General features: G+C 64.3%; 14 protein-coding genes and 1 tRNA gene. 6 read left to right on the top strand and 9 right to left on the bottom strand.

Translation table 11 applies throughout. The annotated features are described in order from the left end of the window. Positions 1–101: 101 nt before the first annotated feature. The 4 genes from HG421_RS13080 (at position 102) to HG421_RS13095 (ending at position 3782) form a co-directional block, all read left to right on the top strand. The gene (locus HG421_RS13080; protein ID WP_029220802.1) at positions 102–650 is read left to right on the top strand and encodes a Dps family protein; all 549 of its coding nucleotides are present in this window, start codon (positions 102–104) and stop codon (positions 648–650) included. A gap of 226 nt (positions 651–876) precedes the next feature. After that, positions 877–2679, top strand: coding sequence for a DNA helicase RecQ (gene recQ / locus HG421_RS13085; RefSeq protein WP_169706744.1), 1803 nt, complete (start codon positions 877–879; stop codon positions 2677–2679). A gap of 137 nt (positions 2680–2816) precedes the next feature. Beyond that, the gene (locus HG421_RS13090) at positions 2817–3299 is read left to right on the top strand and encodes a hypothetical protein (RefSeq protein WP_169706745.1); all 483 of its coding nucleotides are present in this window, start codon (positions 2817–2819) and stop codon (positions 3297–3299) included. Between the two features lie 78 nt (positions 3300–3377). Beyond that, the gene (locus HG421_RS13095) at positions 3378–3782 is read left to right on the top strand and encodes a response regulator (RefSeq protein ID WP_169706746.1); all 405 of its coding nucleotides are present in this window, start codon (positions 3378–3380) and stop codon (positions 3780–3782) included. Between the two features lie 886 nt (positions 3783–4668). Here the strand turns inward: HG421_RS13095 and HG421_RS13100 are convergent. Next, a complete protein-coding gene (locus HG421_RS13100) occupies positions 4669–5379 on the bottom strand; it encodes an rRNA pseudouridine synthase (protein WP_169706747.1) in 711 nt (236 codons plus the stop codon). A gap of 214 nt (positions 5380–5593) precedes the next feature. Here HG421_RS13100 and HG421_RS13105 point away from each other — a divergent pair, with 214 nt between their 5' ends. Beyond that, a complete protein-coding gene (locus tag HG421_RS13105; protein ID WP_169706748.1) occupies positions 5594–5800 on the top strand; it encodes a hypothetical protein in 207 nt (68 codons plus the stop codon). Positions 5801–6314: 514 nt separating this feature from the next. Here HG421_RS13105 and HG421_RS13110 read toward each other — a convergent pair. Together HG421_RS13110 and HG421_RS13115 are read right to left on the bottom strand one after the other, a co-directional pair. Beyond that, positions 6315–6677, bottom strand: coding sequence for a response regulator (locus HG421_RS13110; protein ID WP_169706749.1), 363 nt, complete (start codon positions 6675–6677; stop codon positions 6315–6317). Continuing rightward, positions 6674–7681 carry a sensor histidine kinase gene (locus HG421_RS13115; RefSeq protein ID WP_169706750.1) on the bottom strand — a complete coding sequence of 336 codons (1008 nt, stop codon included), beginning with the start codon at positions 7679–7681 and terminating at the stop codon, positions 6674–6676. The genes HG421_RS13110 and HG421_RS13115 overlap by 4 nt, the downstream gene beginning before the upstream one ends. Positions 7682–7981: 300 nt before the next feature. On the opposite strand from HG421_RS13115, the gene HG421_RS21285 reads away from it, so the two are divergent. Next, the gene (locus HG421_RS21285) at positions 7982–8299 is read left to right on the top strand and encodes a hypothetical protein (RefSeq protein ID WP_248279376.1); all 318 of its coding nucleotides are present in this window, start codon (positions 7982–7984) and stop codon (positions 8297–8299) included. A 283-nt stretch (positions 8300–8582) separates the two neighbouring features. On the opposite strand, the gene HG421_RS13125 is transcribed toward HG421_RS21285, so the two are convergent. The 6 genes from HG421_RS13125 to tolB form a co-directional block, all read right to left on the bottom strand. Next, positions 8583–8658, bottom strand: a tRNA-Lys gene (locus HG421_RS13125). Positions 8659–8705: 47 nt separating this feature from the next. Next, positions 8706–9380, bottom strand: coding sequence for a 7-cyano-7-deazaguanine synthase QueC (gene queC / locus HG421_RS13130; RefSeq protein WP_169706751.1), 675 nt, complete (start codon positions 9378–9380; stop codon positions 8706–8708). A gap of 184 nt (positions 9381–9564) precedes the next feature. Further along, positions 9565–10248, bottom strand: a complete 684-nt coding sequence (gene queE / locus HG421_RS13135) for a 7-carboxy-7-deazaguanine synthase QueE (protein ID WP_169706752.1) — start codon at positions 10246–10248, stop codon at positions 9565–9567. Positions 10249–10289: 41 nt separating this feature from the next. Then, positions 10290–11108 (bottom strand): tol-pal system protein YbgF, encoded by an 819-nt coding sequence (gene ybgF, locus HG421_RS13140; RefSeq protein WP_169706753.1) that lies wholly within the window; start codon positions 11106–11108, stop codon positions 10290–10292. Between the two features lie 6 nt (positions 11109–11114). Then, positions 11115–11633, bottom strand: a complete 519-nt coding sequence (pal, locus tag HG421_RS13145) for a peptidoglycan-associated lipoprotein Pal (RefSeq protein ID WP_029220381.1) — start codon at positions 11631–11633, stop codon at positions 11115–11117. Between the two features lie 57 nt (positions 11634–11690). After that, entirely contained in the window at positions 11691–13010 is a 1320-nt protein-coding gene (gene tolB / locus HG421_RS13150) for a Tol-Pal system beta propeller repeat protein TolB (protein WP_169706754.1), read from the bottom strand. Positions 13011–13145: the final 135 nt, after the last annotated feature.

Raw genomic sequence — 13145 nt, forward strand, 5'->3', positions numbered from 1 at the left:
GATCCAAGAATGTGAAAGATTGAATGACGTTTGATCCTTTAGCCTGTCTATTGTGACGCCATAACTGTTCTGTCAGACATCAACCTCAGAAGGACCCTTCCATGTCCAAGAAAAAGAACGCCAACAAGCCTGTCGTCGTCAACGATGCCCTGCCGGTCGCTGCCGCATCGGCGCCACATATCGATATCGGGATCAAGGACGCCGATCGCAAGCAGATCTCCGACGGCCTGGCCCGCTACATGGCTGACGCCTTCACCTTGTATCTGAAGACCCACAACTTCCATTGGAATGTCACCGGGTCGATGTTCAACTCGCTGCACACCATGTTCGAAACCCAGTACACCGAGCAGTGGGCTGCGCTGGACGAAGTGGCCGAGCGCATCCGCGCCCTGGGCTACAACGCACCGGGCTCGTACCGCGAATTCGTCGCGCTGACCTCGATCCCGGAAGAGCCGGGCCTGAGCGACAGCGCCGACTGGCGCGAGATGGTGCGCCAGCTGGTCAGCGGCAACGAAGCGGTCTGCCGCACCGCGCGCAAGGTGCTGGGCACCGCCGACGACGCCGGCGACGACCCGACCGTGGACCTGCTGACCCAGCGCCTGCAGACCCACGAAAAGTACGCCTGGATGCTGCGCTCGCTGTTGCAGTAGACCCTTGGGGCTTCACCCTTCGGGTTTGCGCCCCTCTCCCGCCGGGAGAGGGGTTGGGGTGAAGGTACGGCGGGAGCCAGGGTGGTTTCAGACGCAACGCCGGACGCCCTCTTTCTAGGGAATGTTGGGCGCACACGCTCGCATCGCGGCGTTCCCCGACTCGCCAGTCCGCAACACTGCAGGCATGACAGCCACCCGGGCTTGACCCGCGCGGTATCCTAGGTCGATGTCTTCTCCCGCACACGAATTGCTCAGCCGCGTCTTTGGTTACGACGCCTTCCGCGGCCCGCAGCAGGCCATTGTCGAACACGTCGCTGCCGGCAACGACGCGCTGGTGCTGATGCCTACCGGCGGCGGCAAGTCGCTGTGCTACCAGGTCCCGGCCTTGCTGCGCGACGGCATCGGCATCGTGGTCTCGCCGCTGATCGCATTGATGCAGGATCAGGTCGAGGCGCTGCGCCAGCTCGGTGTGCGTGCCGAATTCCTCAATTCCACCCTGGATGCGGAGAACGCCCAGCGTGTCGAACGCGCCTTGCTGTCCGGCGATCTGGACCTGCTGTACGTGGCGCCGGAACGGCTGCTGACCCAGCGCTTCCTGTCGTTGCTGGAGCGCAGCCGCATCGCCCTGTTCGCCATAGACGAGGCCCACTGCGTCTCGCAGTGGGGACACGACTTCCGCCCGGAATACCGCCAGCTCACCGTGCTGCACGAACGCTGGCCGCACATCCCGCGCATGGCGCTGACGGCCACCGCCGACCCGCCCACGCAGCGCGAGATCGCCGAGCGCCTGGACCTGGTGGACGCGCGCCACTTCGTCAGCTCCTTCGACCGCCCCAACATCCGCTACACCGTGGTACAGAAGGACAACGCGCGCAAACAGCTCCAGGAGTTCCTCACCCGCCATCGCGGCTGTGCCGGCATTGTCTACGCGATGTCGCGGCGCAAGGTGGAAGAAACCGCTCAGCAGCTGTGCGCGCAAGGCTTCAATGCCCTGCCCTACCATGCCGGCCTGCCGGCGGAGGTGCGCGCCGAGAACCAGCGCCGCTTCCTGCGCGAGGACGGCATCATCATGGCCGCCACGATTGCGTTCGGCATGGGCATCGACAAGCCCGACGTGCGCTTCGTGGCGCACGTGGACCTGCCCAAATCGCTGGAGGGCTATTACCAGGAAACCGGTCGCGCCGGCCGCGACGGCGAGGCCGCCGAGGCCTGGCTCTGCTACGGCCTGGGCGATGTGGTGTTGCTCAAGCAGATGATCGAACAAGGCGAAGCGGCCGAGGAGCGCAAGCGCCTGGAGCGCGCCAAGCTCGACCACCTGCTCGGCTATTGCGAATCCATGCAGTGCCGCCGCCAGGTGCTGCTGGCCGGCTTCGGCGAGACCTATCCCAAACCCTGCGGCAATTGCGACAACTGCCTCACCCCGGCTGCCGCCTGGGACGCCACCGTGGCGGCGCAGAAGGCACTGAGTTGCGTGTATCGCAGTGGCCAGCGCTTCGGCGTGGGCCACCTGATCGACATCCTGCGTGGCAGCGAGAACGAGCGCATCAAGCAGCTGGGCCACGACCAGCTGAGCACCTATGGCATTGGCCGCGATCTGGACGAACGCACCTGGCGCAGCGTGTTCCGCCAACTGGTTGCTGCCAGCCTGCTGGAGGTAGACAGCGAAGGCCACGGCGGTCTGCGCCTGACCGATGCCAGCCGCCAGGTGCTCAAGGGCGAGCGCCAGGTGATGATGCGACGGGAAAACCCGTCCGCTGGCCGCGAGCGCGAGCGCAGCACCCAGCGCACCGGCCTGCCGGTGCAGCCGCAGGATCTGGCGCTGTTCAACGCCTTGCGCGGATTGCGCGCGGAGCTGGCCAAGGAGCAGAACGTGCCGGCCTTCGTCATCTTCCACGACAGCACGCTGCGCAATATCGCCGAGCAGCGGCCGACCAGTATCGATGCGCTGTCGCGCGTGGGCGGCATCGGTGGCGGCAAGCTGGCCCGGTATGGCGCGCAGCTGATCGACATCGTGCGCGAGCAAGGCTGATGCAACAGCCTGTGCCAGCGGACGCCACGCGCCGGCACACGCTTGGCCTGAATCGACAGCGGACATTCAATCAGCCGTTGCTAGTTTCACAGGGCGAGCTGGCACGCGCTGCCAGTCACTTGAGTAGAGTCGAACCGATGAAACGCAGCCTGCTTCTCCTGGCCACTCTATTCGCCGCCGGTGGCGCACTCGCCCAGAACGGCGACGGCAGTGCCGGGCCGGCATCCGCCCGCGCCCTGGACCTGAGCGTCCCGCAGGCACCGGTGCAGTACCGGTCCGACCCGGAATACAGCACCGATCCGCCGGGCACATTCTACGGCGACAAGAGCGGCCCGCGGCCTGCACTGGCACGTCCGAGCGCGGCGTCGATCGCTGCCGAGCGCGCCGAACAATGCCAGGGCAAGCTGCACGGCGCCGTCGAGACCGGCATCGGCTATTCCAGTCGCGGCGGCAACAGCAACTGGCAGGCCGCCAACCTGAATTCCTGCAAGACCTATTACGACGACGACGGCAAGGCACACCAGATCGGCGTCAGCATCAGTGTTGGCCGCGGCGAAGGCCCGGTATTCGGCCCGCGCTACGCGCCTGGCGGCTATGGTCCCGGCCCCTTCGGTTGGTGACCATACGGCTGCGTCTGCGTTGACGAAGGGTTCACTGCTGCATCGCTGAGAATGTGGCCTGCCTTACGAGACGTGCTCATGTCACAGAACAAGGAACGGCCGGTTGTATTCGTTGTCGAAGATGGCGACGGCACCCGACAACTCAGTTGCCTTGTGCTGGAAAGTTACGGCTTTACCTGCCGCAGCGCAGGCTCGGTGGAAGAAGCGCTGACATTGATCGAAAGCGACCCGCGCGTCGATGTGCTGTTTTCCGATATCCACTTTCCCGGCGGGCTGACTGGCGTGGACCTTGCGCTGAAGACCGCGCACGCGCCGTACAACCTGCCGGTACTGCTGACCTCCGGGCTGGCGGTCGAATACGTCGAAGAAATCCTGCCCGACGGCGTGGCCTTCCTGGAAAAGCCCTACACCCCCGAGCAACTGCTCACCGCCATTCGCAGCGTGATGGCCAAACGCCGCGTGCTTGCCACCCCTGGCGCGTAATGCCGAGCAGCCGATGAGCTTATCGGGAAGGCCCTGACAGCTTGTCAGCCGCCCCCCGATTTACGTGATGCATATCTCACTTAAACTGCCACTACCGGACGCGAGGCCTGTTGGGCCGCTCGACTCGTGAGGCGCTGAGCACGCCCCTGCCGGGACATTGCCGGTCGTGATTGCAGTGCCGCACTGGCTTGCCGTCACCGACGATGTCTGCGTGCGTGTTTGTCCGCACATCGGCGCATCGGCCGATCGCCTGGATGCGCAGCATCCAGCCAGCCACTGCAAGGGCGGCATGGCGACGCACTCGTATCCCTGGCGCCCGCCACACCGCGGGCTCGGTCGGTGCCTGCAGGCCGATGCGCATCGTCAGACAGCATCGCTGCACCTTCTTCCCACACCGTGCACCGTGTGCCTGCTTGCGAGTGCGTCGATCAAGACGTGTGAGGGAAACTTACCCACGCACCGTGGCTCCATGTCAGCTCGCCCCCGTTGAATGCGAACGCGACACTCGAAGCGCACAAACGCATGCAGTAGGCGCGGCATCGAACGCGGACCGACACCCACCGGTTGCAGACGCGAACTGCATCGCTGCTTCGTTCAGACATTTCACGCGTTCAAGCAGGCCGCTCGCTAGGCTAACGTCAGTGCAGCGATTGGCTGCAGACGATTTCAGGAGATTCTCATGGGCGACAATGCATTCCTCTCACCAGCCTTCGTCATTCTGGTCATCGGCATCATTGCCGTCGTGATCTGGCTGGTGACACGCGCCAAGAAGAAGCGCAACAAGAAGTAAGCGTCCAGGCACCGCGCGCAACGCGTTGGATCGTACACCGTACAGGCTGCACTCCAGCGAGCACACGACTGCGATACGCCGCCCGACAGCGCCGGATCAGAAGCGCTCACCTGCCGGCAGGTAGCGCCATTGACCAACTGCGAGCTTGCCCAGCGACACCCGCCCTATACGTAGCCGGCGCATGCTGACCACCTCAAGCCCTACCTCGCCGCACATAAAACGAAGCTGACCCGGCTGCACGTGCTTGATCGCAAAGCGCAGCCGTTCTTCGTTCTGCCAGCTCACCTTGCACCGCGGCAGGCTGCGCCGCTGATAGACCAGGCCCTGCGCCAGACGTGCCATGCCATACGGGCGCAACTCGCCACGCACTTCCACCAGAAATTCCTGCTCGATCGAGCTGGCATCGGCCGTCAATCTGCGCAGTACCCGGCCATCCTGGCTCAACACCAGCAGGCCGCTGGCATCGTCTTCCAACGGCAGCGGCGCATTGAGACGCAGAAAATGCCGTTTGAGCACGCGCAACTCGGCGTTGTCCAGCTCGCTGCGGCTTGCCGGCTTGGCCAGCGCCATTGCGGCGTCGGCGGTCATTCCTGCCGGCTTGTGCAACAACAAGGTCGCAGGCTCGGCGGGTTCCAGTACCGCATCCGGCGCCAGCGTCACCTGCACGGCGGTCGCCAGGGCCTGCGGCTCTTCGACAACCGCCCCGTCCACGCTGACCCATCCACCCTCGATATATTGCTGCGCCTCGCCACGCGAACAGCCGAACTGCGCGGCAACGCATTTATCCAGACGGATGGGATCGGACATCAGGCAAGCTCAGCATCAGGGCCCGGCAGTGTACGTGCTGGCTCGCCGCATGCGCGAGGCAGCGCGTCTCCTACCGCGTGCTACACGGCGGAGTAAAGCCAACAGATCCGCAGCGCGCTATCGGCTAAGCCTGCGCCACCGCAGCGACTGCATCGCCCCGCTTCTGCCCTGCACCGCAAAGTGGGAAACTCAGCGCTCACACAGGAGCTCGCAGATGTTCATCAAGTTCGGCACCACCCGGGTCCGCCTCACCCATATCTCGGTCATCAGCGATCCGTTCAACGCTGGCGAAAGCTTCGGCTCCTACTGCCACTCCGTGCGGGTGGGCCTGCTCTCCGGCGAAGAAGTCTTTGCGCGTTTCAACAGCGAAGCCGGTGCACAACAGCTGCACGCCGACGTGCTGGCTGCGCTGGAAAGCTGATCCCGTCCACAGCGTGGCGCGCGCTCCGCTGCTCGGGCTGTCTTGGCCACCAGATGCAGTACGCGCGGCCAAGACTTTATGCAAGCGCACCGCCCTATGCAGCCAGGCGCTGCCACAGCGTTGATCGTGCGGGTCGACTGCGCCAGCACTGGCCCCGATGACGCTACGCACGTCGCATGTCAGGCGGTGGGCCGGAGGCAATCGGATGCGCCCACCAGCGTGTCGTGTGCAGCACCACACGCGTTCTGCAGGTACAGCCGCTCTCCAGCAGATCCGCAGCGCATAACGGCCGGACGCTTAGCGCAATGTCATTGGCATCGGCGTCGTGCCGACGCCGTTGCTTTTCTTGAGTCGCTCTCGGTGCGCCGACGACGCAATAAGCACCTCGTCCACCGCTTCGGCCCAACGGGCGCACATCGACGCGGCCGGGCACGCACATGCGCGCTAGTGCGTTCGGTGATACGCATTCCGTGCCGCAGCGCGGACGACTGCTAGGGCCCTGCTGGCGTCGGCGTCAGTCCGCGCTGGCCTTGCGCTCCAGCGCGGACAAGGCGTTTTGCAGGTCGCGGAACTGAAACGGCTTCTGCAACCCATGCCGATGGCGAAACTTCTCCGGAATTCCGCTCTGCGCGTAGCCAGTCACGAACAGGTAGGGCACGCCGCGCGCATCCAACGCTTCTGCGATCGGAAACGAGAGCGTGCCTCCCAGATTGACATCCAGCACCGCCAGATCCAGGTTGCCTTGCTGCACCACCGCGAGTGCAGCATCGACATCGCCAACGGTCGCGGCGATGTCGTAGCCCAGTTCGACCAGGCAATCCTCCAGCAACATCGCCACCAAGGATTCGTCTTCGACCAGCAACACCCGCATGCTCACGGCTGTACCTCGGCAGCTACCACCGGCAACGGGATGGAGACCCGGTAACGGACACCGGCGGGGTCGAAGGCAAGCTCCACCTCGCCCTTGAGGTCGTGCTTCAAGCCGCGCTCCAGCAACCGTGACCCGAACCCCTTGCGTGCAGGAGGCAGCACGGTCGGGCCACCGAGTTCTTGCCAGGTGAGGTCCAGCATCTGCTGACCATCGCGCGTGCAGCGCTCCCAGACGATCTGCACATTGCCTTCAGACGAGGACAACGCGCCGTGTTTGAGCGCATTGGTGCACAGCTCGTGCAGCGCCATCGACAGCGCCAGCGCGCGTCGTGGATCCAGATGGCAGGACTCACCTTGCAGGAGGAATCGCCGGCTGTCGCGCGACTCGTAAAGCGCTGCCGCATCGCGCGTCAGCTCCAGGATATCGGCGCTGACCCAGTTCTCCCGGGTCAGGGTGTCGTGCGCACGCGATAGCGCTAGCAGGCGCGCATCGATCTTCTCCTGCGCATCGGCAAGGCTGTCGGCATTGTTGAACGACTGACGCGCCAACGATTGCACCATCACCAGCGAATTCTTCACGCGATGGTTGAGCTCGTTGATCAGCAGCTGCAGATGTTGTGCGTGTTGGGTGTGCTCGGTGATGTCGCGCGTTGCCCCGGCGATCGCTTCGACGTTGCCATCTGGCCCGAACACGGGCGTAAAGATGTAGTCGTAGATGCGCAGGCCCTTGACCGTATGCGGAAACGGCACCTCGCCGCGGATCGGCTCGCCGGTTGCGATCACTCGTTCGATTTCCTCGTCGTGCATCGCCGCATGCCAGGGCTCGTACCCCAGCTCCAGACACGTCTTCCCGGCAGCATCCTCCCAGCACATACCCCACATCGTCAGTAGCGCCTGGTTGGCGTAGACGAAGCGGTGCTGGGTGTCGAACACGTAGAGGAGATCCGGCGTTGCCTGTAACAAGGCCTCGTAAATCCGCGACCTTGCGGCGTCTTCCTGATGCGCGGTCATTACACGTCGTGGTCCTGAAGGTGGAGCAGACAATAGAGTGAAGGCCGTGAACGCGCGATCATGCCGCCGCAGACCGATAATTGCCTGAAAAGGCATATCTTTCAGAAGTTTTTGCGATGCGCGTCCACCCTTCTATTCGTCGAATCAGAGGGCACTCGGCGCCACCACGGGTTCATTACCGCTGAACGCTGGAATAACCCATCCGTTTCGCAAACCCACAGTCACGCAGGCGCCTTATCCGCGTCGTAGCCTCGCGGCGATTTGAATACAGCCCCCCTCCTCTGATGCAGATCGACGCCGATGAAAACGCCCCGCTTCCCGTTTGGAAATGCCTTCCACCGCACCACGCTTGCGTGTGGAATCCTGTTGTTTTCCACCCTTGCCACCACGACGTCGGCCAGGACACTTCACTTCGTTTCGCGCACCGAACAGATGACTTCATTCGATAGCGGCGGCCCGAGCAGGAGCGACGTGTTCAAACACCAATGGACCGACGGCGCAACGCAATGCCTGGACGCGTTTCCGCAGACCAAGAGCGTGCAGCTTGGGCGGATCGATGCGCATCAGATCAGTACGAAGGGCTTTCGGGTCACTGGCAGGTGGATCTGCCGCGGCTGATGGGTTCAGCTCCCGCATCCCCAACGCGCTTGCGATCGACCGATGGCACCAGCTGGACGGCAGCGGGTTCGCACAGACGATCCAGTTGCGACGCGCTTGCACTGCGGCAAGGCCAAGGAATGCGAGCGCCATCGCGTCGAGTGCAGACAGCCCCATCGCTTGGCTCGCCCAAACGGTGAATATGCACATGGCCGGCTCGGCGTATGCACGAGGCCGACGCAATCATTGCCGAGCCGATGTCAGCTTGCGGAGCGATGGCAGAGGCTGAAAGCCTTGCGGTATATGGTGGGCCGTGATGGATTCGAACCATCGACCAAAAGATTAAAAGTCTTCTGCTCTACCGACTGAGCTAACGGCCCACTGCCCCGACTACGCGTCGGGGTGCGCATTCTACCCTACCCGGGCGTCAAGACGAAATGGCGTAGTGTGTGGGGTCCGGGACGCCCGCATCGGCAAAGCCGGCCGCGCGCAATTGGCAGGCGTCGCAGTGGCCGCAGGCGCGTCCTTCGGCATCGGCGCGGTAGCAGGACACGGTCAGGCCGAAATCCACGCCCAGGCGCACGCCTTCACGAACGATGTCGGCCTTGCTGAGGAACTGCAGCGGCGCATGCACGCGCAGGCCCGCGCCTTCCACGCCGGCCTTGGTCGCCAGGTTGGCCAGCACCTCGAAGGCACGCACGAATTCCGGCCGGCAGTCCGGGTAACCCGAATAATCGACCGCATTGACGCCACAGAACAGGTCGTTGGCGCCGACCACTTCCGCCCAGCCCAGCGCCAGCGACAGCATGATGGTGTTGCGCGCCGGCACGTAAGTGACCGGAATTCCGCCGCCGCCGGCCTCTGGCACCTCGATGTCGTCGGTGAGCGCCGAGCCGCCGATGCTGCGCAGATCCACGTCGACCACCTTGTGCGCCACCACCCCCTGCGCCGCGGCCACGCGTGCGGCGGCCTCCAGTTCGGAAGTATGCCGCTGACCGTAGCGCACGCTTAGCGCGTGCACCGCAAAGCCCTGCTCCTGGGCGAGCGCAATGACGGCGGCAGAGTCCATGCCCCCGGACAACAACACAACAGCTTTCTTCATGACGAATCAGGCGATGACAACAGAACCGGAAGGCTAGCAGGGTCGGTCTGCAAGGCGATAGCGCAGCCGAGCACGCGCAGGAGGTTTCATCGTTTGCACAGGACGTACCTACGCACAGGCCAGACCATCGTGCGCTGCTCAAGTCGAAGCCGAGCAGGGCCGGAGTGCTGCAGCGTGGCGTGGCTCAGCGACCGGGTTCGTCGTTCCACAGAATCTTGTGCAACTGCATCTGGAAGCGCACCGGCAGCCGGTCGGCGACGATCCAGTCGGCCAGTTCGCGTGCGCTCACCTGGCCCTTGCTGGGCGAGAACCACACCGTGCAGCGGCGATCCAGCACGTGCTCGGCAACACAGGTGCGCGCCCACTCGTAATCGGCACGGCTGCAGATCACGAACTTGATCTGGTCACGCGCGGTCAGCAGCGGCAGGTTGTCCCAACGGTTGCGATGCTCCTCGCCCGACGCGGGGGTCTTGATGTCCACGACCCGCGACACGCGCGCATCGACCCCCGACACATCCAGCGCGCCGGAGGTTTCCAGCGAGACGTCGAAGCCGGCATCGCAGAGCTGCTGCAGCAACGCCAGACAGCGCTTTTGCGCGAGCGGTTCGCCACCGGTCACGCAGACATGGCGCACGCCGTGGCTGGCAACCTCGGCAACGATGGCGTCGATGTCATGCCACTGACCGCCATGGAAGGCGTAAGCCGTGTCGCAATAGGTGCAGCGCAACGGGCAGCCGGTCAGGCGCACGAACACCGTTGGCCAGCCGGCCGCTTCGGCCTCGCCTTGCAAGGACAGGAAAATCTCGGTGATCTTCAGCCGCGGCAATGGCGACTGGACGATCTCGCTGGGGACGGCGGCGGCATTCATGGGCAAAGTATGCGCTGCGCCAAAGGCGCGGGCGCGCGGGTTCAGCGTAGCTGCTGACCGAGGCGGATTGACTGCAGGCGCTCCTGCGCAACGCGTGCGGCGTCGGTGCCGGGATACTGCGCTGCCACCTGCTGCAAGGTCTGCTGGGCTTCGTTGTTCTTGCCCGCACCGTACTGCGACAGGCCAAGCTTCAATAGGCCGCCGGCGGCCTTGTCATGCGTGGGATAGCGGCTGACCAGGTCGCGGAACTGCGCCTCTGCCAGCTGGAAATTACGGGTGGCGTAATAACTCTCGCCCAGCCAATACAGGGCATTGGGGGTGTAGACGCCGTTGGGATACAGCTCGAGAAAGCTCAGGAACAGCTGCGACGCATCGTCGTACTTGCCATTCTTCAGGGCATCGAACGCGACATTGTAGGCCGTGCGTTCTTCGTTGCTGACGGCCAGGGTGCCCGGGTCGCCGTGAACAGTGGGCGGCTTTTCGGAAGTGGCCGCCGCTGCAGGCCGCGCGGCCGGAGCCGGGGCTGGGGTGACGCTGCCGCTGGCAGAAGGCAGCGGCGGCGTTGCGCCACCTGCACCTTCCAGCCGGTTCAGACGTCCGTCCAGGTCCAGATACTGGTCCTTGGACTGCTGCTTGAGTTGCTCGTTGTCGTGCTGCAGCTGTTCAACGGTCGCACGCAATGCCTGCAGGTCCGAACGCGCCTGCTGCAGCTGATTGAGAAGATCGTTGTTGGCCTGGCTATTGGCCTGCTGCTGCTCGAGCACGGCAACACGATCAGCGAGACTGGCTCGCTGGGCGTATGCCGGCGCGGCGACCACGAGGGCCGCCGCGACGAACAGGGATGTCACTCGAAAGCGCATCGCTTCTTACTGAGCCGTGTACACGATTTCGACGCGACGGTTCTGCGACCAGCAGCTTTCGCTGGTTTCGGTGCAGACCGGACGTTCTTCACCGTAGCTGACCACGGTCAGCTGGCTGGCCGAACCACCGGCAGCCTGCAGGGCCGACGACACGGCATTGCCGCGACGCTCGCCCAGACCCATGTTGTACTCGCGCGAACCACGTTCGTCGGCATTGCCCTGCAGGGTGATGCGCGAGGAAGGACGGTCACGCAGGTACTTGGCGTGGCACGCCATGATGGCCTGGAACTCCGGCTTCAGGGAGTCCTGATCCAGATCGAAGTAGACAACGCGCTGGCGCAGGCAGGCATCGGTATCCAGGTCGCCCGGGCCGTACAGGCCGGAGGTGGACGGACCGGTGGGCACGGAGGAACCGGCGGTGGTATCGGTTGCCGGAGGCGGAGTTTCCTTCACCTTCTTGGAGCAACCAGCCAGCACGGCAACGGACAACAGGGAGACAAGCAAGACGCGGGTGGACTTGTTCATGGGATACCTATGGAGGCTCTGGGCCGATGAGTGGTGTAACGCAGCGAAATATTAACATTAATGCGCGGTTCGGTAAGGCCCCCACGCAGGTTCTCTCACATCGCCATCGGCCAGAACCAGACGCTGCCGCACCCGAGCGTCGGAAGACACCGCGTACAGCACGCCACGACCACCCTCGCGCGCGGCGTACAGCACCATGCTGGCGTTGGGCGCAAAGCTCGGCGATTCGTCCAGCGACCCCGGCGAGAGCGTACTCCAGCTCGGCGAACCCAGGCTGCGGTCCATCATCGCGATGCGGTAGCTGTTGCCGCTGCCCTGGGCCACGGCGATCTTCTTGCCGTCGAACGACACGCTGGCGGTAGCGTTGTAGTTGCCCTGGAAGGTCACGCGGTTGGCGCTGCCGCCGCTGGCAGCCACCTGGTAGATCTGCGGGCGACCGCCGCGATCGGAGGTGAAGTAGATGCTGCCGCCATCCGGTGCCCAGGTCGGCTCGGTATCGATGCCGAAGTGGTTGGTCAGCTGGGTCAGCTGCTTGCTGCCCAGGTCCATCACATAGATCTCGGGGTTGCCGCTGCGCGACAGGGCCAGCGCCAGGCGACGACCATCGGGCGAGAACGCCGGCGCGCCGTTGATGCCACGGAAACTGGACACCAGTTCACGGGCGCCGGTGGCGATGTCCTGCAGATAGATCGAGGAGTTGCCACGCTCGAAGCTCACGTAAGCCAGCTTCTTGCCGTCCGGGCTCCAGTTCGGAGACAGCAGCGGCTCGGCCGAGCGCACGATGGTCTGCGGGTTGTAGCCATCCGAGTCGGCCACCATCAGCGCATAGCGCATCGCGCCGCCCTTGCCGCTGGCGGTCACGTAGGCGATGCGGGTCCAGAACGCGCCGCGCACGCCGGTGATCTTTTCATAGATCGCGTCGGCCATCTGATGCGAGACATCGCGCATCGCGTTGGCACGCGCGGTCATCGCCAGGCCGAGCAGGCGCTCGCCCTTGGCCACGTCGAACAGCTCGTACTCGACGCGGTAAGCACCCTCGCCCGCGTCCATCACACGGCCGACGACGATGTAGTTCTGCTTGAGCGTGCGCCAGGTCTGGAACTGCACCTCGGTACCGCGGGTCGGCTTTTCGACGATCTGCGCGGCAGGCAGCGTGCGGAACTGGCCGGAGCGGTCCAGGTCGGCGCCGACGACGGCAGACACATCGGTCTGTGGCGCAGTACCCGAACCCTGATAAGGCATGGGGACGACAGTGATCGGCGTCGCCGAGGCGCTACCGCCCACGATGTCGATGGTGAGCCCTTGCTGTTGCGCGAGCGCGCTCAGCGGCAACAACAGGGCGGTCAGGGCAGCTAGCCAACGCAGCGGTTTTTTCATGGACGGCTCGGATCGGGCAGGAAAAGTGGGCAAGGGATACCAATCAGCGAGTGAACATACTCGCAATCATGAACGCGACAGCGTGAAAATGGAGCGAGCAGAAGCTTGGCACAGCGACGTCATGGAATAGAAAAA

Source organism: Xanthomonas campestris pv. badrii (assembly GCF_012848175.1).
Classification (GTDB): Bacteria; Pseudomonadota; Gammaproteobacteria; order Xanthomonadales; family Xanthomonadaceae; genus Xanthomonas; species Xanthomonas campestris_C.

Coding starts and splice junctions, on each gene's coding strand:
- HG421_RS13080 (WP_029220802.1), top strand. CDS start 102: ATGTCCAAGAAAAAGAACGCCAACAAGCCTGTCGTCGTCAACGATGCC.
- recQ (WP_169706744.1), top strand. CDS start 877: ATGTCTTCTCCCGCACACGAATTGCTCAGCCGCGTCTTTGGTTACGAC.
- HG421_RS13090 (WP_169706745.1), top strand. CDS start 2,817: ATGAAACGCAGCCTGCTTCTCCTGGCCACTCTATTCGCCGCCGGTGGC.
- HG421_RS13095 (WP_169706746.1), top strand. CDS start 3,378: ATGTCACAGAACAAGGAACGGCCGGTTGTATTCGTTGTCGAAGATGGC.
- HG421_RS13100 (WP_169706747.1), bottom strand. CDS start 5,379: ATGTCCGATCCCATCCGTCTGGATAAATGCGTTGCCGCGCAGTTCGGC.
- HG421_RS13105 (WP_169706748.1), top strand. CDS start 5,594: ATGTTCATCAAGTTCGGCACCACCCGGGTCCGCCTCACCCATATCTCG.
- HG421_RS13115 (WP_169706750.1), bottom strand. CDS start 7,681: ATGACCGCGCATCAGGAAGACGCCGCAAGGTCGCGGATTTACGAGGCC.
- HG421_RS21285 (WP_248279376.1), top strand. CDS start 7,982: ATGAAAACGCCCCGCTTCCCGTTTGGAAATGCCTTCCACCGCACCACG.
- queC (WP_169706751.1), bottom strand. CDS start 9,380: ATGAAGAAAGCTGTTGTGTTGTTGTCCGGGGGCATGGACTCTGCCGCC.
- queE (WP_169706752.1), bottom strand. CDS start 10,248: ATGAATGCCGCCGCCGTCCCCAGCGAGATCGTCCAGTCGCCATTGCCG.
- ybgF (WP_169706753.1), bottom strand. CDS start 11,108: ATGCGCTTTCGAGTGACATCCCTGTTCGTCGCGGCGGCCCTCGTGGTC.
- pal (WP_029220381.1), bottom strand. CDS start 11,633: ATGAACAAGTCCACCCGCGTCTTGCTTGTCTCCCTGTTGTCCGTTGCC.
- tolB (WP_169706754.1), bottom strand. CDS start 13,010: ATGAAAAAACCGCTGCGTTGGCTAGCTGCCCTGACCGCCCTGTTGTTG.